At 63.4% G+C, this 20,389-nt stretch carries 22 protein-coding genes; 5 read left to right on the top strand and 17 right to left on the bottom strand.

Features of this window, described 5'->3' with window-relative positions:
* Position 1: 1 nt before the first annotated feature.
* From AC2FNL_RS11660 to AC2FNL_RS11650, 3 genes are read left to right on the top strand one after another with little or no spacing between them, the layout of a single operon-like run.
* On the top strand, positions 2–901 hold the full coding sequence (locus tag AC2FNL_RS11660; RefSeq protein WP_496833731.1) for a CPBP family intramembrane glutamic endopeptidase: 900 nt from the start codon (positions 2–4) through the stop codon (positions 899–901).
* Between the two features lie 58 nt (positions 902–959).
* Positions 960–1,904 (top strand): acetyl-CoA carboxylase, carboxyltransferase subunit beta, encoded by a 945-nt coding sequence (gene accD / locus AC2FNL_RS11655; protein WP_093963343.1) that lies wholly within the window; start codon positions 960–962, stop codon positions 1,902–1,904.
* A complete protein-coding gene (locus AC2FNL_RS11650) occupies positions 1,901–3,175 on the top strand; it encodes a bifunctional folylpolyglutamate synthase/dihydrofolate synthase (protein ID WP_496833730.1) in 1,275 nt (424 codons plus the stop codon). The genes accD and AC2FNL_RS11650 overlap by 4 nt, the downstream gene beginning before the upstream one ends.
* Before the next feature lie 39 nt (positions 3,176–3,214).
* Here the strand turns inward: AC2FNL_RS11650 and zapE are convergent, their stop codons facing one another.
* Positions 3,215–4,273, bottom strand: a complete 1,059-nt coding sequence (gene zapE, locus AC2FNL_RS11645; RefSeq protein WP_496833729.1) for a cell division protein ZapE — start codon at positions 4,271–4,273, stop codon at positions 3,215–3,217.
* A 145-nt stretch (positions 4,274–4,418) separates the two neighbouring features.
* Here zapE and AC2FNL_RS11640 point away from each other — a divergent pair, with 145 nt between their 5' ends.
* Positions 4,419–5,660: an MFS transporter gene (locus AC2FNL_RS11640; protein ID WP_496833728.1), complete on the top strand. Its 1,242-nt coding sequence runs from the start codon at positions 4,419–4,421 to the stop codon at positions 5,658–5,660.
* 2 nt (positions 5,661–5,662) lie between these two features.
* Here the strand turns inward: AC2FNL_RS11640 and AC2FNL_RS11635 are convergent, their stop codons facing one another.
* The 6 genes from AC2FNL_RS11635 to mbfA form a co-directional block, all read right to left on the bottom strand.
* Positions 5,663–6,283, bottom strand: coding sequence for an HAD family hydrolase (locus AC2FNL_RS11635; protein WP_496833727.1), 621 nt, complete (start codon positions 6,281–6,283; stop codon positions 5,663–5,665).
* 73 nt (positions 6,284–6,356) lie between these two features.
* Positions 6,357–6,812 carry a YaiI/YqxD family protein gene (locus AC2FNL_RS11630; protein WP_496833725.1) on the bottom strand — a complete coding sequence of 152 codons (456 nt, stop codon included), beginning with the start codon at positions 6,810–6,812 and terminating at the stop codon, positions 6,357–6,359.
* Positions 6,809–8,278 (bottom strand): Si-specific NAD(P)(+) transhydrogenase, encoded by a 1,470-nt coding sequence (gene sthA, locus AC2FNL_RS11625; protein WP_496833724.1) that lies wholly within the window; start codon positions 8,276–8,278, stop codon positions 6,809–6,811. The genes AC2FNL_RS11630 and sthA overlap by 4 nt, the downstream gene beginning before the upstream one ends.
* Positions 8,279–8,281: 3 nt before the next feature.
* Complete coding sequence (gene fghA / locus AC2FNL_RS11620) at positions 8,282–9,115, bottom strand: S-formylglutathione hydrolase (RefSeq protein WP_496833722.1); 834 nt, start codon at positions 9,113–9,115, stop codon at positions 8,282–8,284.
* A gap of 101 nt (positions 9,116–9,216) precedes the next feature.
* A complete protein-coding gene (locus tag AC2FNL_RS11615) occupies positions 9,217–10,146 on the bottom strand; it encodes an AEC family transporter (RefSeq protein WP_496833720.1) in 930 nt (309 codons plus the stop codon).
* A gap of 44 nt (positions 10,147–10,190) precedes the next feature.
* Complete coding sequence (gene mbfA / locus AC2FNL_RS11610) at positions 10,191–11,165, bottom strand: iron exporter MbfA (protein WP_093963335.1); 975 nt, start codon at positions 11,163–11,165, stop codon at positions 10,191–10,193.
* A gap of 127 nt (positions 11,166–11,292) precedes the next feature.
* On the opposite strand from mbfA, the gene AC2FNL_RS11605 reads away from it, so the two are divergent.
* On the top strand, positions 11,293–11,910 hold the full coding sequence (locus AC2FNL_RS11605) for a TetR/AcrR family transcriptional regulator (RefSeq protein ID WP_496833718.1): 618 nt from the start codon (positions 11,293–11,295) through the stop codon (positions 11,908–11,910).
* A gap of 9 nt (positions 11,911–11,919) precedes the next feature.
* Here AC2FNL_RS11605 and AC2FNL_RS11600 read toward each other — a convergent pair whose 3' ends face one another.
* The 10 genes from AC2FNL_RS11600 to AC2FNL_RS11555 form a co-directional block, all read right to left on the bottom strand.
* A complete protein-coding gene (locus AC2FNL_RS11600) occupies positions 11,920–12,759 on the bottom strand; it encodes an EamA family transporter (RefSeq protein ID WP_170588888.1) in 840 nt (279 codons plus the stop codon).
* 175 nt (positions 12,760–12,934) lie between these two features.
* Positions 12,935–13,570 carry an urease accessory protein UreG gene (gene ureG / locus AC2FNL_RS11595; RefSeq protein WP_093963332.1) on the bottom strand — a complete coding sequence of 212 codons (636 nt, stop codon included), beginning with the start codon at positions 13,568–13,570 and terminating at the stop codon, positions 12,935–12,937.
* Complete coding sequence (locus AC2FNL_RS11590; RefSeq protein ID WP_496833716.1) at positions 13,567–14,220, bottom strand: urease accessory protein UreF; 654 nt, start codon at positions 14,218–14,220, stop codon at positions 13,567–13,569. Before AC2FNL_RS11590 ends, ureG begins: the two co-directional genes overlap by 4 nt.
* The gene (locus tag AC2FNL_RS11585) at positions 14,204–14,650 is read right to left on the bottom strand and encodes an urease accessory protein UreE (protein ID WP_093963330.1); all 447 of its coding nucleotides are present in this window, start codon (positions 14,648–14,650) and stop codon (positions 14,204–14,206) included. The genes AC2FNL_RS11590 and AC2FNL_RS11585 overlap by 17 nt, the downstream gene beginning before the upstream one ends.
* Before the next feature lie 14 nt (positions 14,651–14,664).
* Positions 14,665–16,374 (bottom strand): urease subunit alpha, encoded by a 1,710-nt coding sequence (gene ureC / locus AC2FNL_RS11580; protein ID WP_496833714.1) that lies wholly within the window; start codon positions 16,372–16,374, stop codon positions 14,665–14,667.
* Positions 16,374–16,679: an urease subunit beta gene (locus tag AC2FNL_RS11575; protein WP_170341555.1), complete on the bottom strand. Its 306-nt coding sequence runs from the start codon at positions 16,677–16,679 to the stop codon at positions 16,374–16,376. Before AC2FNL_RS11575 ends, ureC begins: the two co-directional genes overlap by 1 nt.
* Positions 16,676–16,834 (bottom strand): hypothetical protein, encoded by a 159-nt coding sequence (locus AC2FNL_RS11570; protein WP_170341545.1) that lies wholly within the window; start codon positions 16,832–16,834, stop codon positions 16,676–16,678. The genes AC2FNL_RS11575 and AC2FNL_RS11570 overlap by 4 nt, the downstream gene beginning before the upstream one ends.
* An 11-nt stretch (positions 16,835–16,845) precedes the next feature.
* Positions 16,846–17,148 (bottom strand): urease subunit gamma, encoded by a 303-nt coding sequence (locus AC2FNL_RS11565; protein WP_005976933.1) that lies wholly within the window; start codon positions 17,146–17,148, stop codon positions 16,846–16,848.
* Between the two features lies 1 nt (position 17,149).
* Positions 17,150–17,917 (bottom strand): urease accessory protein UreD, encoded by a 768-nt coding sequence (locus tag AC2FNL_RS11560; RefSeq protein WP_496833712.1) that lies wholly within the window; start codon positions 17,915–17,917, stop codon positions 17,150–17,152.
* 311 nt (positions 17,918–18,228) lie between these two features.
* Positions 18,229–20,208, bottom strand: a complete 1,980-nt coding sequence (locus AC2FNL_RS11555) for a bifunctional 2',3'-cyclic-nucleotide 2'-phosphodiesterase/3'-nucleotidase (RefSeq protein ID WP_496833709.1) — start codon at positions 20,206–20,208, stop codon at positions 18,229–18,231.
* Positions 20,209–20,389 lie beyond the last annotated feature (181 nt).

Here is a 20,389-nt window from a genome sequence, read left to right as displayed (position 1 = left end):
AATGCGTGACCCGCAGCCACACCCGGCCTATGCCCCGCACGAAATCCTGGTGGCACCGGCCAGGGCTTATCCCGAACTCTGGCGGCTGCTACTGGGGTTCGCGATCATCACGGTCGTCGTGCTGGCACTGAATCTGGTTCTCCTGGCCGCTGTAACCTCCTTTGGTTCGGCCGAACTGGTGTTCGGTTTCGAAGACGGGGCCTCGGCCCTGGCGCTGCTGGTCATCCTTTCCAGTTTCGCCTTTGCCACGCTGGGGGTCGGATTGGCCGTGCGACAGGTGCAGCACCGGAAACTGATCTCGGTGGTCGGGCCACCGATTCTGACTGCACGACAATTCTGGTGGGTTCTGCGGGCGCTTGTCGTGTTGGGCGCCTTGCTTTTTGTTCTGCCCCCATACGATATGGGACCGCCCTTGGAGCCAAACCTGCCGGTTTTCAGGTGGCTGCTGCTGTTGCCGCTGGCGCTGGTGGCTGTCCTTATACAGGTCAGCGCCGAAGAGATTTTGTTCCGCGGGTTCCTGCAACAATCGCTGGCCGCCCGGTTCAGGGCCCCGTGGATTTGGATGGGCGTACCGTCCCTTATTTTTGCCGCCGGGCACTACGCACCTCTTGCCGCCGGTGACAATGCGATCCTGATCGCAGGTTGGGCCTTTGTCTTTGGCCTGCTTAGTGCCGACATCACCGCCAGGGCAGGGACGCTGGGACCCGCAATCGCCATGCATTTTGCCAACAATGTAGCGGCTCTGCTGATTGTATCGTTGCCTGACGGTCTGGGTGGGCTGGCCCTCTATCATCTTCCGTTCGAAACATCGGACACCGGTATCCTGCGCCAGTGGCTTGTCGTGGATTTCGCGGTGATGATCGTCAGCTGGCTTGTCGCGCGACTTGCACTCAGGCGCTGATTGCATTTCCTTCCGTAGCGTCTTATTTGACTGCAACCCGCATCAGCAAGGTTCCGACATGAACTGGATCACAAACTACGTCCGCCCCCGGATCAACTCGATCTTCTCCCGCCGTGAGGTGCCCGAGAATCTCTGGCACAAATGCGACGAGTGCGGAACGATGCTGTTCCACCGTGAACTGGCGGACAACCAGAATGTCTGTACCCAGTGCGGACACCATATGCTGATCACCCCGCGCGAACGGTTCAAGCACCTGTTCGACGGTGGTATTTTCACCGAAGTCGCAGTGCCCGCGCCCAAGGAAGACCCGCTGCAGTTCCGCGATCAGAAGAAATACCCCGACCGCATGAAGGCAGCGCAGAAAAAGACCGGCGAGAAAGAAGCGATGCTGGTTGCCACCGGCGAGATCGGCCGCACGCCGATCGTGGCCGCGGCGCAGGATTTCTCGTTCATGGGCGGTTCGATGGGTATGTATGTGGGCAACGCCATCATCGCCGCCGCACAAGAGGCGGTAAAGCTCAAGCGCCCGCTGATCCTGTTCTCCGCCGCCGGCGGCGCCCGGATGCAGGAGGGCATCCTCAGCCTGATGCAGATGCCGCGCACTACGGTCGCGGTGGAGATGCTGAAAGAGGCGGGCCTGCCCTATATCGTCGTTCTGACCCATCCCACTACCGGCGGTGTGACGGCGTCCTACGCGATGCTCGGCGACGTGCATATAGCCGAGCCGAACGCCCTGATCTGTTTCGCTGGCCCCCGCGTGATCGAGCAGACGATCCGTGAGAAACTGCCCGACGGCTTCCAGCGCGCCGAATACCTGCTGGATCACGGCATGCTGGACCGCGTCACCAAACGGACCGAGTTGCGGGACGAGCTGATCACCATCACCCGGATGCTGATGGGTCTGCCCCCGGCGGTCAAAGGCGATCTGCCCGCCCCGAACGAGGGCGCGGCCGAACAGCCTGACGCGCAGAGCAAGCCTGCCGAAGACCAGCCCAAGAAATGACCGGGCCCACATCCGACGTCATCCTCGACCGGATGATGGCGCTGCACCCCAAGATCATCGACCTGACCTTGGACCGTGTCTGGCGTCTGCTAAAGGCCTTGAACAACCCGCAGGACAATCTGCCCCCGGTGATCCATATCGCCGGCACCAACGGCAAGGGCTCGACCCAGGCGATGATCCGTGCCGGGCTGGAAGGGGCCGGGCTGACGGCCCATGCCTATACCTCACCGCATCTAGCACGGTTCCACGAACGTATCCGGCTGGCGGGCGAGCTGATCTCGGAACCCGACCTGACCGCCGTTCTGGATGAGTGTTACACCGCCAATGGCGACGCGAACATCACCTATTTCGAGATTACCACCTGCGCGGCCTTGCTGGCCTTTTCCCGCGTACCGGCCGACTACACGCTGCTCGAGGTCGGACTTGGCGGGCGGCTCGACGCCACCAACGTGATCGCGAAGCCTGCCGTTTCGGTCATCACCCCGATCTCGATCGATCACGAACAGTTCCTGGGCAACACGCTAGCCAAGATCGCCACCGAAAAGGCCGGCATCATCAAGCGCGGCGTGCCCTGCATCGTCGGCCCGCAACCGAACGAAGCGATGGAGGTCATCGAGGCCACCGCCGCCCGCCTCGGCGCACCGCTGCTGGCTTACGGACAGCACTGGCACGTCCACGAGGAGCATGGCCGCCTGATCTATCAGGACGAAACCGGGCTGCGCGACCTGCCGCTGCCAAACCTGCTGGGGGCCCATCAGATCCAGAACGCCGGCGCCGCACTGGCGGTCCTGCGCCACCTCGACCTGGGCGACGAGGCCTACGAGGCCGCGGTCACCCGCGCCGAATGGCCCGCCCGCATGCAACGCCTGAAGACCGGCCCGCTCGTCGAACAGGCGCCTCAGGCCGAACTCTGGCTGGACGGCGGCCACAACGCCGCTGCCGGCGTCGCGCTGGCGGACGTCTTGGCCAAGCTGCCCCCGCGACCCACACACCTGATCTGCGGCATGCTCAACACCAAGGACGTGACCGGCTACCTCTCCCCGCTGGCCCAGCAAGCCGCAAGCCTGACCGCCGTTTCCATCCCGGGCGAGACCAACACGCTGAGCGCTGAAGAAACTGCCGCCGCCGCCAAATCAGTGAACCTGCCCGCGACAACCGCCAGCAGCGTGTCCCAAGCCCTAGACACCATCATCAAAGCCGACCCTCAGGTGCGCGTGCTGATCTGCGGCTCGCTCTACCTTGCTGGCAACATCCTGCGCGAAAACGGCTGACGATTCATTGAGCCACAGCTAAGGCAGAGGCAACGCTCGCTATTGTCCCCAGTCCTGCGCCTGCATCTCCCGCAGGCGCGAGGCTGTGCGCTCGAACTCGAAAACACCTTCCCCCTCGACATACAGCATCTCGGGCTCGGCGGCCGCTGAACAGATCAACCTCACCTTCGCCTCATACAGCGCATCGATCAACGTGACGAACCGCTTCGCCTCGTTGAAATTGTTGCGCGACAGGCGCGGTATGTCCTCGAGCACCAGCACTTTTACCGCATCAGCAATGGCAAGATAGTCCCCTGGCCCCAACATCCGGCCGCACAGATCATAGAACGAGGCCCGTGCCACACCATTGCGAAACGCGGGCAACACCACCTCGCGCCCCTTGACGTGCAGGGTCAGGGGTTCGGCCGGCCCACCTGACAGGTCGGCCCAAACGGCCCGGATCTTCTCTCGCGCCTCGGGTCCGATGGGTGTGAAATAGACCGGCGAGCCCTCGAGCCGGTTCTGCCGGTAATCCGTGGGCGACGTCAGTTCCCACACTTCGAGCTGCTGCTTGATGTGGTGGATGAAGGGCAGGAACAGCTGCCGGTTCAGGCCATCCTTGTACAGATCGTCGGGATGCCGGTTCGAGGTGGTCACAACGACGACGCCCCCCGCATGCAGCATGTCGAACAGCCGCCCGACGATCATCGCGTCGGTGATGTCGGTGATCTGCATCTCGTCAAAGGCCAGCAGGCGCACGGATTTCACGACCGAGGCCGCCACCGGCGCCAGTGCATCCTGCACCCCGGTTTCGCGCGCCTCATGCATGCCCGCGTGGATTTCCTGCATGAAGGCATGGAAATGGACGCGCCGGGCCGGAATCTCGCCCAGTGTTTCGACGAACATGTCCATCAACATGGACTTGCCGCGCCCCACGCCGCCCCACAGGTACAAGCCTTTGGGCGGCGGCGGTGCCTTGCGGAACAGCCCGCTTTTCACCGGCGCGGCCAGAGCCGCCCGGATACGCTCGAACTGGGGCAGAACGGCCTCTTGCGCGTCGTCGCGGTTCAGGGTGCCATCGGCAACGCGGGCCTCGTACAACGAGATCATGTCGGTCATGGCCCGAGCCATAGCGCCCACCCGCGCCATTGAAAAGAAGGCATCCCCCGACATGCATCAATTTTGGTTAATCGTGACCGCAAAACTCCTGAATTGACGAGCGAGCCCAAGTGGATACTGTCGGCGGGCTGAAACCGGAGGCCCCATGACCCCAACCGCCCGTCTGCTCAACCCGGTGCTGATCGTCGGATGCGTGATCATCACGGTCAGCTTCGCCGTGCGCGCCTCATTCGGCGTGTTTCAGATTCCGATCGCCGAGGAGTTCGGCTGGCTGCGCACCGATTTCTCGCTGGCCATCGCGATCCAGAACCTGGCCTGGGGCATCGGCCAGCCGATCTTTGCCGCCATCGCCGAAAAGATCGGCGATCGGCGGGCGATCATTCTGGGCGCGTTGACCTATGCGGCAGGGATGGTTCTGTCGGCCTGGTCCGTCACGCCCTTCGGGCATCAGCTTTATGCCTGGCTGGTGGGCTTCGGTATCGCGGGCACGGGCTTTGGTGTGGTGCTGGCGGTGGTCGGGCGGGCCTCGACGGATCAGAACCGCTCGATGTCGCTGGCGATCGTGACCGCGGCGGGCAGCTTTGGGCAGGTGATCGGTGCGCCGACGGCTGAATGGATGCTGACCTTCCTGCCGTGGCAGCAGGTGTTCATCATCTTCGCCATTGCCATTCTGGCCCTTGTGCTGACACTGCCCTTCATGCGCGCGCCCGGGCAGGTCAGCAAGGCCGAATTGGAAGAAAGCATGGGCCAGATCCTGGGCCGCGCCTTCCGCGACCCGTCCTATGCGCTGATATTCCTGGGTTTTTTCAGCTGCGGCTATCAACTGGGCTTCATCACTGCGCACTTCCCGGCCTTCGTGACCGAGATGTGCGGCCCGATCCAACCCGGCGGGGTCCTGCATGCGATGGGCATCACCACAACGTCTGCTTTGGGTGCGCTGGCGATCTCGCTGATCGGGCTCGCCAATATCGGAGGCACCCTGCTGGCCGGGTGGGCGGGCAATCACTTCCCCAAGAAATACCTTCTGGCGGCGGTTTATACCGGGCGCACGATCGCGGCCGCAGCGTTCATCCTGTTTCCCATCACGCCTATGACCGTGATCCTGTTCTCGCTGGTCATGGGGTCACTATGGCTGGCGACGATCCCATTGACCTCAGGCCTCGTCGCGCATCTTTACGGCTTGCGCTACATGGGCACGCTGTATGGCATCATATTCTTCAGCCATCAGGTCGGCAGCTTCCTCGGCATCTGGCTGGGTGGCCGCATGTATGACCTGTATGGCGACTATACCGTGGTCTGGTGGATCGGCGTGGCCATCGGTGCCTTCAGCGCGATCGTACACCTGCCGATCCGCGAAAACCGCCCCACGCAGCCTGCGGCCGCATAGGGTCAGGCGGCCTCGTCCGGGGTCAGCAGACCTTCGGCCACCAGCCTTTCAGCCCAGCCCTGCGGGCCGTCGAAATGGTGGGTCTGCCAACCACGGCTACGGGCGGTTTCGATATTGTCGATCCGGTCGTCGGTGAACAGCAGCGTCTCGGGCGGCAGGCCGCAATCCTGTTCGACCATCTGGTAGATCGGGGCATGCGGTTTCACCATCTTCATCCGCCCCGAGACATAGTGCCGGTCGAACTCGTTCAGGAACGGATAGACTGTGGTGGCATAGTCGAAATTCTGTACCCCGAAATTGGTCAGCGCAAAGACCGGCACGCCCTTGACCCGCAGCGCGCGCTGCAGCCGGACCGAATGCGGAATCTCGGGCGCGGCCAGTTCGATCCAGTTGTCGTGCCACATGCGGATTTCGTCGCGCCAATCGGGGTATTTCTCGGCCCAGGCATAGATCGTGTCGGTGAAGTGATGCCCCTGATCGACCAGGTCGTTCATGCCGTGCAGATCGACGGCCGAGAACATCTCGCGGCGCCGGTCCTCGCCGATCACGCGGTCATAATACCGCTCGGGCTGCCATTCGATCAGAACGTTGCCGATATCAAAAACGACCGCTTCTACGGGCATGGGATTTCCTGTTCGCTTGTGTTGCGGTTTCGGCCGACTGAACCAACCCGCCGGGCGGGATGCAAGGCCAAACTCAGCCGCGCAGGGCAGCGCGCATCTCACGCTCGAGCGCGTCCAGAAACCGCGATCGGTCGGCCTTGGAAAACGGTTTGCCACCGCCCCCGGCGCCCAGCGGGTTGGCGGCGCGCAGATCCGCCATCAGATCGCGCATCGCCAGTTGTTGGCCGATATTGGCGGCGGTGAAGGCCTCACCATTGGGGCGCAGCACCCGCGCGCCGGCCTCGACGCAATTGGCGGCCAACGGGATGTCCGAGGTGATGACGATGTCGCCCACGCTGCACCGCTCGGCGATCCACTTGTCGGCTTCGTCAGCGCCTTGCGCCACGGTCACGATCTGAACCAGCGGGTTGGCCGACGGGCGCAGCCCGCCATTCGCCACCACCACCATCGGCACCTTGTGCCGCGTGGCGACGCGTTCGGCCTCGGCCTTCACCGGGCAGGCGTCGCCATCGACATACAGGGTCGTCACGCCTGCTTGGCCTTCTTGGGCGCCAACTTTGCTGGCTCGGGGGCATCGGATTTGCGCACCTTGAACTCGTCCGGGATCGGCATCCGGTTGAAGGCGTCGAGCCCGGCAATCTTGTAGGCCTCGGCCAGGGTCGGATAGTTGAAGGTGTTCTGCACGAAATAGTCCACCGTGCCCTTCAGGTTCAGCACCGCTTGGGCGATGTGGATCAGCTCGGTCGCGCCTTCGCCGACGATCTGCACGCCCAGCACCCGGCGGGTTTTCAGGGAGAACAGCATCTTCAGCATTCCGTGCTCAAGCCCCATGATATGCCCGCGCGAGGTCTCGCGGAACCGGGCCACGCCCACCTCGTAGGGAATGCCGCGTTCCTGCAGCTCTTCCTCAGACATGCCGCAGGTCGAGATTTCGGGCACCGAGTAGATGCCGTAAGGGAACCAAGGGCTTTCTGGCAGGGTAGGGGTCTCAAGCGCGTGGCAGGCCGCAACGCGTCCTTGCTGCATCGAGGTCGAGGCCAGCGACGGATGCCCGATCACGTCCCCGGTGGCATAGATATGCGGCACCGAGGTCTGATAGGTCTTGCGGTCCACCGAAATGCGGTTGCGGTGGTCGGTTTCGATCCCAACCGCACCCAGATTCAGCGCCGAGGTGTTGCCCATGCGGCCCGCCGCAAACAGCAGCATCTCGGCCCGGACATGGCGGCCGTTTGACATTGTGATCTCGACATGCTTGCCGGCGTCCTCGATCTTTTCCACGGCCGAGCCCAGGCGCAGGTCCACCCCGTTTTCGCGGATCTGGTGGGTGAATTCCTGGATCAGGGTCTTGTCGATGAAATCCAGAAAGGTCTCGCGCGGTTCGATCAGCGTCACCCGCACATCCAGCGCCGAGAACATCGTGGCATACTCGACCCCGATCACGCCCGCGCCGATCACGCAGAGCGAGCGCGGGATCTCGGCCATTTCAAGAAACTCGTCGCCATCGACGATGGTCTTGCCGTTGAAGGGCACGTAATCGGGGCGATAGGTTTTGGTCCCGGTCGAGATCAGGAATTTCGCGGCCGTCAGGCGGGTGGTGTCGCCCGCATCGGCTGTGACCTCGATCTCGTGTGGGCTGACAAAACGGGCTACGCCGTCCATGGTTTCAACGTGGTTGCGGTTGAACTGGTGTTCGAGCACGTCAACCTCATAGTCCAGCGTCATGTGCAGCCGGGCTTTGAGGTCTTCGGCGCGGATCTGGTCCTTGACCCGATACGAGCGGCCGTAGAAGCTGCGCTCGCGCCAGCCCGACAGGTTCAACACCGTTTCGCGGAGTGTCTTCGATGGGATCGTCCCGGTGTGCACCGACACGCCGCCCAACCGGTCACGGCGGTCAACCACCAGAACCTTGCGTTTCAGCTTGCCCGCCTGAATGGCGGCCGCCCTGCCCGAGGGACCCGAGCCGATGATGATGAGATCGTAGTCGTATTTGCTCATGTCTCAGTCCCCATACAGCGCTTCGGCGTGGAAGGTGACGTGGTCTTCCATGAAGGTCGAAACGAAGAAGTAAGAGTGGTCATAGCCCGGCTGCAGGCGGTTCGTGGCCTGCTGACGGCGCTCGGCGATGGCCTGGGCCAGCGCCTCGGGGCGCAGCAGGTCGATGAACTGGTCGTTGGTGCCGGTGTCGATCAGGATCGGGCCATTGAACCCCTTTTCCTTCGTCAACAACGATGCGTCGTGCTTCGCCCAGGCGGCCTCGTCATCGCCCAGATAGGCGCTCAGCTGCTTACGGCCCCAGTCGCTGGCCGTGGGGTTAGAGATCGGCGCAAAGGCCGAGACCGAGCGGAAGCGGCCCGGAAGGTTCATCGCCAGCGTCAGCGCGCCGTGGCCGCCCATGGAATGGCCGGTGATGGCCTGGCGGTCGCCATCGATGGCGAAGTGTTCGACCAGCAGCGCGGGCAGTTCCTCGGCCACGTAGTCCCACATGTTGAAATGCGGTGCCCACGGGGCCTGAGTAGCGTTCACATAGAACCCGGCACCCTTGCCCAGGTCGTAATCCTCGTGGTCGGCGACCCCCTCGCCGCGCGGCGAGGTGTCGGGGAAGACCAGCGCGATGCCCTGTTCGGCGGCCCAGCCCTGCGCGCCCGCCTTGACCATCGCGTTTTCATGGGTGCAGGTCAGCCCCGACAGATACCACAGGACCGGAACCGGGCCGTCCTTGGCCTCGGCCGGCAGGAACAGGCCAAAGGTCATGTCGCACTGGCACGCCGCCGAGGCGTGGCGGTACACGCCCTGCACGCCACCGAAACAGGCGTTTTCGGAAAGGGTTTCCATCTGGCATCATCCTTACGTTGGGTTCGTGCCATGGCTAACGGGCGAAGGCCCCGGCGTAAAGTCCGGGCACCAATGTTCGCACGCATTTTGAAGTCGCCGCGTCAGAATGCGGCAACCCACGCGATGACCACCGGCACGGTCAGAATGCTGACAATGGTCGACAGTAGAATGGCGGCAGATGCCCGGTGCGGCGCCACGCCATAGTGGGCCGCCAGCATGTAGACATTGCCGGCCACTGGCAGGGCGGCGGCGGAGATAGCCACCGCCGCGGCAAAAGGATCAGTCGGCAGCAGCCACAGCAGCACCACAGCCACACAGGCCGGATGCACGGCAAGTTTGCAAAAGCTGAGCCAGAGCGCGATCTGAACCCGCTCGGCTGATTTGCTGGCCAGCGAGGCGCCGATGGCGAACAGCGCGCCCGGCGTGGCGGCGCCGCCCAAAATGGTCAGAAAATCGTTCAGCGGGGCCGGCACCGGCATCTGCAGGGCAGACCAGATCAACCCGGCCGATATCGAGACGATCATCGGGTTCTTCAGCAAACCAAGGCCGATCAGGCGCAAAGTTCCGGCACTCAGCCGACCATCCCGCCCGCCGTTGATCAGGATCACGATCAGAGAGGAAAACACCACCAGATCGACCGTCAGAACCAGCATGACCGGCCCGATGGCGGATTCGGAAAACAGCAGGGCCAACATCGGCAGACCCAGAAAGCCCACATTTCCGATAGCGGCGCATTGCGCCTCGACCGCCGCGGTGGGGATATCGAGCCCACGCAGATAGGCGACTAACGTGGCCAGCGCGTATACGCCGGCGGTGCCGATCAGATAGCCCAGCATCAGCCGCGCGTTGAAGATCTCGGCAAAGGGCAGCGTGGCGGCAAAGCGGAACAGCATCGCCGACAAAGCGAAATAGAATACGAATTTGGTCAGATAGGCCGTGGCGTCTTCGGTGAAGAACCGGCTGCGCCCGGCCCAGTATCCCAGGCCGATGATCGCAAAGAAGGGCAGGGTGCGCAGAAAGATATCGACCATGCGCAGATTGGTAACATAGAATTACCACATCGCAAGCAGGGTCATCACCCGCTGCCGATCAAAATCCCGGCTGCCAGCACCAGCGATCCACCCAGAACGACCTGAAAAGCCGCACGGAAGAACGGAGTTTCCATATAGCGGTTCTGAATCCACGCGATCGCCCACAATTCGAAAAACACCACGATGAAGGCAATGATCGTGGCCGTCCAGAATTCCGGGATCAGATAGGGTAGGGCGTGGCCCAATCCGCCGACCGTGGTCATCACCCCGGACGCCAAACCCCGCTTGACCGGTGATCCACGGCCCGACAGCTCGCCATCGTCCGATGCCGCTTCGGTGAAGCCCATGGAAATGCCCGCGCCCACTGACGCTGCAAGGCCCACAAGAAAGGTCGTCCAAGGGTCGTGCGTGGCAAAGGCCGTCGCGAAGATCGGCGCCAAGGTCGACACTGACCCGTCCATCAGCCCGGCCAATCCCGGCTGGACCCAGGTCAAGATGAATTGCCGGTGCGAAATCACCTTTTCAGCTTCTTTTTCATCGTGATCCAGGTGAGCTTCTTCCAATTCGGCGGCCGCGGCTTGATGTCCCGCTTCGGCCGCAGCCAGGTCGCCCAGGAGTTTGCGTGTTGCTGCATCGGTCGTACGACCAGCAGCCGCCAGATAGAAGCGTTCCGCGTCGCGCTCCATCATCTCGGCCTCTTCGCGGATTCGCTCGATTCCGAGATTCTCGACCAGCCAGATCGGACGGCGGGCGTAGTAACCGGCGACATGCTCGCGCCGGATCAGAGGGATCACCGGGCCGAACCGATCCTCGTGCAGACCGATCAGGCGACGGCGGTGCTCGTCTTCCTCGGCAGCCATGCCATCGAAGATTTTGGCCGTCGCCGGATAGTCGGGGCGCAGCATTTCGGCATATGACCTATAGATCCGTGCGTCATCTTCCTCGGACGAAATCGCAAGCGCGATGACTTCCTGCTCGGTCAGATCTCTGAAGTGTTTGCGCTGAGTGAAAAACCGCATTGCCGCCCTCGTTTTAGAATTATTCTAATCTACGCTGCGTAACGGAACTTTCAAGCCGAATTGAAAACCGTTGAAACTGAACTGACTGGTTTATAGATTTGTCGCAGCACCCAGCCAAGGAGACACCATGACCCAAGCCGCCACCATCGTGCGTACCGGACGGAAATTCGACCAGGTTCTGAACGGCGCCCGAGAGGTTTTCATGGCGGATGGGTTCGAAGGCGCAAGCGTCGATGACATCGCGCGCGCGGCGGGTGTGTCGAAGGCGACGCTCTACAGCTATTTCCCGGACAAACGACTTCTGTTTTCCGAGGTCGCGCAGACCGAGTGTTGCCGCATGGCGGAGAACGTGCTGGCCATGATCGACGAAACCAAGCCGGTACGCGAGGCGTTGATGATCACCGCCACGCATTTGACTCGGTTTCTGGTATCGGATTTCGCGCAGCAGGTGTTCCGCATCTGCGTGGCCGAGCGTGACAGGTTCCCGGAACTTGGCAAGGCATTCTACGAGGCCGGCCCCGCCAACGGTCAGCGCCAGATGGCCGAGTATCTGGAAAAAGCCGTGGCCAAAGGTGAACTGGCGATTGACGACGTGCATTTTGCCGCCGAGCAGTTTTCGGAATTGTGCAAGGTGCGTCTTTGGACCCTCGCGGCTTTGGGGATTCAAACCCGGTTCTCGGACGAGGAAATCGGCGAAGTGGCCACCAATGCCGTTGACATGTTCATGGCGCGTTACGGCACCTGACGGATCGGCTCAGCCCGACAGTCCAACCAGCGCCACGCCCCCCGCCATCAGGATGGCGGCCCCCAGCCTGCGCACCCAATAGCCTTCGTGCAGGAAGACGAACCCGATCAGGGCCGCAAAAATCACCGAGGTTTCTCGCAACGCCGAGACCGCCCCCAGCGGCGCGAAATTCTTGGCATACAGCACCAGCCCATAAGCCAGCATCGACACGAAGCCGCCCAAGATGCCGATCGCCCAGGTGCGGGCCGGGAGTTGTGTCAGAACCTGCCGCCGTCGAAGACCCACAAAGCCGGCGATGAACAGGTGCAGAAACGCCCCCCAAGCCCAGTAGCTGAGCGTGTTTCCAGACAGCCGCACTCCGATGCCGTCCACAACCGAATAGACCGAGATGCAAAGTCCGGTACCCACCGCAAACCCCAGCGCTGCGCCGCCGACGCCTTGCCGGAGCGAGCTCCAACTGCTGAGCTGGATGCCGACCGCAATCAGACCGATGCCGATCCAGGCTTGCAGGGGCAGAACCTCATCCAGCAAAAGATAGGCCCAAAGCGCCACTAGCGCCGGAACGATGCCCCGGGCGATCGGGTAGACGACGCTGAGGTCGCCATGCTGATAGGCTTTGCCCAGCATGAAGTAATAACCGAAATGCACGACGGTGGACAAAAGGATGTAGACAAAGCTGTCGCCGCCCGGAAAGGGCAGGACAAGGATCATCACGCTGGCTGGGATCACATGCCCGAAGGCCACAAGCCCCAGCGTCGTCGTCCGGTCGCCCGCGGTTTTGACGATGGCGTTCCAGACGGCGTGCAGGATGGCAGCCGACAGAATGATCGCGACGACGAATGGGCTCACCGGCGGTCCTCAGGTGATGGGGCGGCCCCTAGAAGGATCGGCCCGGCTGCAACTTTCTCGCACCGGGCTATCGCAAGGACAGCTTCGGTGGTCGAGTCCGGTTACATCGGATTACCCGGCAGGCGCAAGGTTCCAAATTCTGGAACCGGAAACGCCCAAAGTCGTGTTGTGGGTCCTACGCCGTTGCACGCCGCCCGGCGTCGATGCCGGCGATCTTGTCCAACAGGTCGATGATTTCATTCGTTCCGCTACCGCTCCGCAGGTTGGTGAATACGAACGGCCGATCGCCGCGCATCCGGGCCGCATCGTGCTGCATCACCAACAGGTCCGCTCCGACGTGCGGGGCAAGGTCGATCTTGTTGATGATCAGGATGTCCGACCGGGTGATCGCGGGGCCACCCTTGCGGGGGATCTCTTCGCCCGCGGCCACGTCGATCACGTAGATCGTCACATCCGCCAGTTCCGGGCTGAAGGTGGCCGACAGGTTGTCACCGCCGGATTCGATCAGAACGATCTCGACCTCGGGGTGACGGCGCACCATCTCGGCCACGGCGGCCAGATTGATCGAGGCATCCTCTCGGATCGCCGTATGCGGGCAACCTCCGGTTTCCACGCCGATCACCCGGTCCTGCGGCAGGATCTGCATGCGCATCAGCGCCTCGGCGTCTTCCTGCGTGTAGATGTCATTGGTGATCACCCCGATCGAGTGGGTATCGCGCAGCGCGCGGGCTAGGGCGGCGGTCAGGCTGGTCTTGCCCGCACCGACCGGGCCGCCGATGCCCACCCGCAGAGGGCCGTTCATGCTACTCATGTGCGGAATATCCTTGGTTGTTGAGTTTCATGTTGCATGGCCGCGATCTCGGCCAGAAAGGCGGTGCCGGACAGGGCGGACAGATCGGCCTCCACCGCCGCGTGCGCCTGATTTGCGCACAAGGGCGCCATGTCTCGGACCACCCCTTGCGCAGCGGTCTGGCCCAGGGGCATCAGCCGCTGCGCGGCAGAAACAAGATTGCTGATGAACGCATGCAGATACAGCCGCGCGGTCGGTTCCACCGGCAAACCGGCCTGGCGTGCGGCGCAGCCGACGGCGATGGGGTAGGTCAGTTCCGTCAGTTCGATGCCCCAGACAGCAGCCGTCACACCGCAGAAGGCCGCGCCTTGTTGCGCGGTTTCGAACCTGCGCTCGAAGGGGCCGGCGAAGGCGCGGGCCATATCGTCAAGTTCGGTCACGGCCAGCTCGGATTTGGCGCGCCAAGCGGCGGTCAGAAACAGGGCATCCGACCATCCCGCACCGTGTTCCAGCACGTCGTGCAGCCAATCCCGCAGGCTGGCCGCATCGTGCACCGCGCCCGATTGAACCAGACGTTCCAGTCCGTGCGAATAGGCAAAAGCCCCGACCGGGTAGGCGGGTGACAGCCATTGCGTCAGCGTCAGCAGATCAAGGTCAGTGGCTGTGGCCATGCGTCCGTCCGTGCCCATAGGCGCCGCCTTCGGGGTTGAAGGGTGCGCGGATGTCTTGCACCGTCGCGCCAAGCTTCAAAAGCATGTCGCGGATCACGTGGTCGCGGCGGATCACCAGCCGGTCGGGCTCGATCTGGCAGGGGGTGTGACGGTTGCCGATATGCCAGGCCAGCCGGGTCAGATCGGGGCCGGTGACGGCGAACAGGTCCTCTTCGGCGGCGACCACCTCGATCAGGCGACCATCGGCCAGCTCGAACGCGTCCCCTCCGTCCAGCGAGGTCGTCTGCGACAGATCCACCAAGAACTCTTCGTTCTGGGCGGTGCGCAGCATTCGGCGGCGCAGAAAGCGGTCTTCGTAGTTCAACATCACGGTGCCATGGGTTTCGTCCCACTGACCGTTGCGGCGGATTTTCTGTGATGTGGCAAGCATCAGGGCGTCCCTTCTCAGAACAGGAAATAGCGTTGCGCCATGGGCAGGGTTTCGGCGGGTTGGCAGGTGAGCAATTCGCCGTCGGCGCGCACCTCGTAGGTTTCGGGGTTCACCTCGATCTCAGGCAGCGCATCGTTCAGCCGTAGGTCGCGTTTGCCGATCGCGCGGGTGTTGCGCACGGCGACGGTCTGCTTGGCAAGGCCCAGACGCGCAGCGATGCCGTCCTCTTGGGCGGCTTCCGACACGAAGGTGACCGCGCCCCGTTCGACCGAGCGGCCATAGGCCCCCCACATCGGCCGCGAATAGACCGGCTGAGGCGTGGGGATCGAAGCGTTCGGGTCGCCCATCTGCGCACAGGCGATGGTGCCGCCCAGCAGCACCATCTCGGGCTTCACGCCGAAAAAGGCGGGATTCCACAGCACCAGATCAGCGCGTTTGCCCTCCTCGATGCTGCCGATATGGGTGCCAAGCCCGTGCGCGATGGCCGGATTGATCGTGTATTTCGCGATATAGCGGCGCACGCGGAAGTTGTCGTTTTCGCCCGTCTCCTCAAGCAGGCGCCCACGTTGTTTCTTCATCTTGTCGGCGGTCTGCCAGGTGCGGATCAGCACCTCGCCCACGCGGCCCATCGCCTGGCTGTCGGACGCGATGATGCTGAACGCGCCCATGTCGTGCAGAATGTCCTCGGCCGCAATGGTCTCGCGCCGGATGCGGCTTTCAGCAAAGGCCACGTCCTCGGGGATGGATTTGTCGAGGTGATGGCAGACCATCAGCATGTCCAGATGCTCTTCGACGGTGTTCACGGTAAAAGGCCGGGTCGGGTTGGTCGACGAGGGCAGCACATGCCCTTCGCCGCAGATCTTGATGATGTCAGGGGCGTGGCCGCCGCCCGCGCCTTCAGTGTGGAAGGCGTGGATCGTGCGGCCTTTCATGGCGGCCACGGTGTTTTCGACAAACCCGCTTTCGTTCAGCGTGTCGGTGTGGATCATCACCTGCACGTCCATCTCGTCGGCCACCGACAGGCAGCAATCGATGGCTGCCGGGGTGGTGCCCCAGTCCTCGTGCAGTTTCAGGGCGCAGGCCCCGGCCAGGACCTGTTCGCGCAGGGCCGCCGGTTGCGAGGCGTTGCCCTTGCCCGCAAAGGCCAGGTTCATCGGAAAGGCATCGGCCGCCTGCAGCATGCGCCCGATATGCCAGGGGCCGGGCGTGCAGGTGGTGGCCAGCGTGCCATGCGCCGGGCCGGTGCCGCCGCCCAGCATGGTGGTCAGGCCGGAATGCAGCGCATCCTCGATCTGTTGCGGGCAAATGAAATGGATGTGGCTGTCGAACCCGCCGGCGGTCAGGATGCGGCCCTCGCCGGCGATGGCCTCGGTGCCGGGACCGACGATGATATCCACGCCGGGCTGCGTGTCGGGGTTGCCCGCCTTGCCGATCCGGGCGATGCGCCCGTCCTTCAGGCCCACATCCGCCTTGTAGATGCCCGTCCAGTCAACGATCAGCGCATTGGTGATCACGGTGTCCACCGCCCCTTCGGCACGGGTGGCCTGTGACTGGCCCATGCCGTCGCGGATCACCTTGCCGCCGCCGAACTTGACCTCTTCGCCATAGGTGGTCAGGTCGCGCTCGACCTCGATGGTCAAGTCGGTATCGGCCAGCCGCACCTTGTCGCCCGTGGTGGGGCCGTACATCGCGGCATAGTCGGAACGTTTGATCCGGGCTGGCATCAGAGGTCTCCCATGACTGCGCCGTTGAAGCCGAAGACGCGCCGCGCGCCGGCGATCGGGATCAGCTGCACCTCGCGCCTTTGGCCGGGTTCGAACCGCACGGCGGTGCCGGCGGCGATGTCCAGCCGCATGCCGTGGGCGGCGGCCCGGTCGAAATCCAGCGCCGGGTTGGTTTCGGCGAAATGATAGTGCGAGCCCACCTGCACGGGCCGGTCACCGGTATTGGCCACCATTAGGGTGATCGCCGTCGCGCCCGCGTTCAGCTCGATCTCGCCGGGGGCGGTGATGACCTCTCCGGGGATCATTTGCGTGCCTTCAGCCAGAATGCGACGCCGCCGATCGCCAGCAGCAGGACCAGCACCAGCCAGGTGCCCGAGTCATGCGGGTGCAAATGCGGTCCGTCATGCGCCAGCGCGGGCGCGGCCATCAGGGCGAAGGGCAGGGAAGCCAGGTTTCTCATCGTCATCTCCTTCAGCGGATGGGGTTGTGAACGGTGACCAGCTTGGTGCCGTCGGGAAACGTCGCCTCGACCTGCACCTCGTGGATCATCTCGGGGATGCCGTCCATGCACTGATCGCGGGTGATGACCTGCGCGCCGGCCTCCATCATGTCGGCGACCGAGCGGCCGTCGCGGGCACCCTCGACCACGGCATCGGTGATCAGCGCGATGGCCTCGGGGTAGTTCAGGCGCACGCCCCGAGCCAGGCGCTTGCGCGCCACCTCGGCGGCCATGGCAATCAGCAGTTTGTCTTTTTCACGCGGCGAGAGTTGCATGTCAGATCATCCAGGGTCTTGGCAGGGAATTGCGGGTCAACCGGTTCAGGATCGGCACAAGGGTCTGGCGCAGCGTGAAACCGTCGGGCGCCAGCAGGCGCATCAACAGCATGTCGTCACCCACAAGGCTTACGCCGCCGGTGTCGGGCAAGGCCGCGCGGATCGGGTCCAAATGCGCAGCGGCATCAGGGCGGATCAGTATCAGGCTGCTAAGCGCGCCCGCGCCGTCGCCAACGCCCGGCCGGGCCATTTCTGCCGCCAGATCACCGGTCAGGCGCAGCGCGTCCAGATGGGCCAGCCGGCCCGCGCGCCAGATTTCGATGCGGTCGTGGAAGTGGGCCGACGTGACCTGCTCGCCCATTGCGGCGCGTCCGAAGATCAGCGATTCCACCAGCAGCAGGCCGGCATCGAGGGCCAGATCGACACGCAGGCGGCGGTCGATCGCGCAACCATCGAACAGGATTGTTTCCTGCGGAAGCCAGTTCAACTGGCCGCCTGTTGCCACAGTCAGATGTGTCCGAATCCGGCCCGGAACTGCTCCGGACGCGCGATAAGCGCGCTCGGCCGCCTGCGTGGTCAGGGTCAGATGTGCATCTGCCTGAGCGGTAGCGGAAAGGTCAAAACTGTCTCCGCCGGTGACGCCGCCGGCGGTGTTGATCAGCACCGCCTGCATATCCGTGCCATCACGAAGTGGAAACAGCAACTTCAGCGACCCCTGCTGGCGCAGGTCCTGCAACTCGGTCCGGCCCGCGCGGCCAACCACGGACACAACACCCCGCCCGACAGCACGGGGAGGCGCGGCGATCGCTTGCGCGGGAGTTATTGCGGACAAAGAGGTTATTGGAAGCTCCGGGCGAGAGGACTGTCGGATGCGAAAGCACCACAGCCTTTTCCTCGAGTCAGCGCAGCCCGGCAGAGGCAATTGAGTCAGAATACTTGTCCGCCCACTTTATGGGCATTATTACCCCTATCGCCCGAAAAATAGGCATCACACCAATGCGTGTGATGATCCGGCTCTCGGCTCCAAACCAAAAGAAAAGGGCGGCCAGTTTGGCCGCCCGATCCGATGTCTGTCGCCGGTCAGAGCGTGATGCGGAAGGCCGCGAAGCCGTCGGCCCCGTCGCCTGCGTCTTCCAGCGCCAACCCCTTGACGTCGCTAATGTAATCGCGTGCCTTGGGACCGGTTTCAAACAGAACCGTGGTGTCGCCCAGCGGTGCGAAGGACCAGTTGCCGTCGGCCTTGGGGTCGATCGTGCCTTGTTCGACGATATAGCGCACGATCACGTCGCGGTTGGTGTCCGGGGCCTCGAACACGATGGTGTCGCCCATCGCCCCCGGGAATGATCCGCCGCCGGAAGCGCGGTAGTTGTTGGTGGCGATGATGAACTCCATGTCGTCGGTCACCTGGGCACCGTCGAACTGCAGGTTCACGATGCGCGCCGCAACGGGGTTGACCTCTTCGCCCTTCGGGCCAAAGCGCGAGGGCTGAGACAGGTCGATCTGATAGGTCACACCGTCGATCACGTCGAAATTGTAGGAGGGGAATTCGGGGTTCAGCAGCAGCGCATCCTTGGCGCCCGGCTCGATCTGGTTGAACATCCCGGCCGAACGCTCCAGCCAGCCGCGCAATTGCGCGCCGTTCACCCGCACCGCGCGCACGGTGTTGGGATAGAGATACAGGTCGGCCACGTTCTTGATCGCCACATCGCCCACCGGCACGTCGGTATAGTATTCGGGTCCACCCCGGCCACCGGCCTTGAACGGCGCCGCGGCCGACAGGATGGGCAAGCCCTCGTGCTCGGTGCCTTTCAACATCTCTTGGACATACCATTTCTGCGCGATCGACACGATCTGGACCGAGGGGTCGTCGGCCACCAGCGCGAAATAGCTGTGCAGCGGCGCCGAGGTCTTGCCCACCGCGCGGCGCACATAGGCCAGCGTTTCCTCGTGATCCTGCGCGACCGAGGCCAGCACTTTGGGGTCGTCCTCGACCAGTGCGGTGATCGAGCGGTCTTCGTTGCGCTTCGAGATCGGCCGCGCCTCGGAGGTGGTGGTGACCACGCGCCATTCGTTGCCGTCGCGTTCCAGCAGCAGGTCGAGCACGCCCAGATGCGACCCCCAGAACCCGCCCATGACGGCCGGCTTGCCCATCAGCGTGCCCTTGTCCACGTCAACGCCCGCACGGTCGGCGAAGGTGGGCGAGGGGAAGACCAGGTGGTTGTGCCCGGTCACCAGCGCGTCGATGCCATCGACCCCGGCCAGCGGGACCGAGGCGTTCTCCATCCCGTCCGCGTGATCGGCCGCGCCGATGCCCGAGTGCGACAGGGCCAGGATCAGATCGCAGCCCTGCTCTTTCATCTCGGGTACATAGGCCTTGGCGGTCTCGACGATGTCGCGGGCCTGCACGTTGCCTTCCAGGTGGCGGCGGTCCCAGTTCATGATCTGCGGCGGGGTGAAGCCGATGACGCCAATGCGGATCGGCTGCTTGCTGCCATCGCCCAGCTCGATCTCGCGGTCGAGAATGACATAGGGCTGCACCAGCGTCTTGTCCGCGCGCGGATTTGCACCCTGTTCCTTGGCGATATTGGCCAGCACGATCGGGAACCGCGCCCCGGCCAGCGATTTTTCCAGAAAGCTCAGGCCATAGTTGAACTCGTGGTTCCCCAGCGTCGCGGCATCATAGCCCAATGTGTTGAACGCATTGATGATCGGGTGGGTGTCGCCATCGTTCATGCCACGCTCGTAGGCGATGTAGTCGCCCATCGGGTTGCCCTGAAGAAAGTCGCCATTGTCGACCAGCATCGAGTTGGTGGCCTCGGCACGGATCTGGTTGATGATCGAGGCCGCGCGCGACAGGCCCACCGTATCGCGCGGCTTGTCGGCGTAGTAGTCGTAGGGAAAGACGTGAACGTGAATGTCGGTCGTTTCCATGATCCGCAGATGCGCCTGGTTGCTTGCGGCGGCGGCGGAGAACGGGTGCAGGGAAACCATGGCGACGCCGGCCGTGGTCGTGGCCATGAATTGACGCCGCGACATCGCGAATTTGCTGGATAGGGTCATGAGGCACCTCTCGAAATAAATTGGTCGACGCATCATCTGAACGTTTATGACGACAATGATGTGACAGCGCGATCCGAGGGGATCACCCGGCGCGCCGATGGTTCAGACTGACCGCTTTTGACACCCGAGTAAAGCGTCCACCCGGCCATCGACCCGCGCTTGGGCCGTGCGGCGCCCAAGG

Source organism: Ruegeria sp. CRTD044 (genome assembly GCF_059613485.1).
Note: the sequence above shows the minus strand (reverse complement) of the source record. Positions and strands in the feature narration are given on the sequence as shown.

Coding starts and splice junctions, on each gene's coding strand:
- zapE (WP_496833729.1), bottom strand. CDS start 4,273: ATGACCGACATGATCTCGTTGTACGAGGCCCGCGTTGCCGATGGCACC.
- accD (WP_093963343.1), top strand. CDS start 960: ATGAACTGGATCACAAACTACGTCCGCCCCCGGATCAACTCGATCTTC.
- AC2FNL_RS11605 (WP_496833718.1), top strand. CDS start 11,293: ATGACCCAAGCCGCCACCATCGTGCGTACCGGACGGAAATTCGACCAG.
- AC2FNL_RS11570 (WP_170341545.1), bottom strand. CDS start 16,834: ATGAGAAACCTGGCTTCCCTGCCCTTCGCCCTGATGGCCGCGCCCGCG.
- AC2FNL_RS11615 (WP_496833720.1), bottom strand. CDS start 10,146: ATGGTCGATATCTTTCTGCGCACCCTGCCCTTCTTTGCGATCATCGGC.
- AC2FNL_RS11650 (WP_496833730.1), top strand. CDS start 1,901: ATGACCGGGCCCACATCCGACGTCATCCTCGACCGGATGATGGCGCTG.
- AC2FNL_RS11555 (WP_496833709.1), bottom strand. CDS start 20,208: ATGACCCTATCCAGCAAATTCGCGATGTCGCGGCGTCAATTCATGGCC.
- ureC (WP_496833714.1), bottom strand. CDS start 16,374: ATGCCAGCCCGGATCAAACGTTCCGACTATGCCGCGATGTACGGCCCC.
- AC2FNL_RS11660 (WP_496833731.1), top strand. CDS start 2: ATGCGTGACCCGCAGCCACACCCGGCCTATGCCCCGCACGAAATCCTG.
- AC2FNL_RS11635 (WP_496833727.1), bottom strand. CDS start 6,283: ATGCCCGTAGAAGCGGTCGTTTTTGATATCGGCAACGTTCTGATCGAA.
- ureG (WP_093963332.1), bottom strand. CDS start 13,570: ATGAGTAGCATGAACGGCCCTCTGCGGGTGGGCATCGGCGGCCCGGTC.
- fghA (WP_496833722.1), bottom strand. CDS start 9,115: ATGGAAACCCTTTCCGAAAACGCCTGTTTCGGTGGCGTGCAGGGCGTG.
- AC2FNL_RS11575 (WP_170341555.1), bottom strand. CDS start 16,679: ATGATCCCCGGAGAGGTCATCACCGCCCCCGGCGAGATCGAGCTGAAC.
- AC2FNL_RS11585 (WP_093963330.1), bottom strand. CDS start 14,650: ATGCTTGCCACATCACAGAAAATCCGCCGCAACGGTCAGTGGGACGAA.
- AC2FNL_RS11590 (WP_496833716.1), bottom strand. CDS start 14,220: ATGGCCACAGCCACTGACCTTGATCTGCTGACGCTGACGCAATGGCTG.
- mbfA (WP_093963335.1), bottom strand. CDS start 11,165: ATGCGGTTTTTCACTCAGCGCAAACACTTCAGAGATCTGACCGAGCAG.
- sthA (WP_496833724.1), bottom strand. CDS start 8,278: ATGAGCAAATACGACTACGATCTCATCATCATCGGCTCGGGTCCCTCG.
- AC2FNL_RS11640 (WP_496833728.1), top strand. CDS start 4,419: ATGACCCCAACCGCCCGTCTGCTCAACCCGGTGCTGATCGTCGGATGC.
- AC2FNL_RS11565 (WP_005976933.1), bottom strand. CDS start 17,148: ATGCAACTCTCGCCGCGTGAAAAAGACAAACTGCTGATTGCCATGGCC.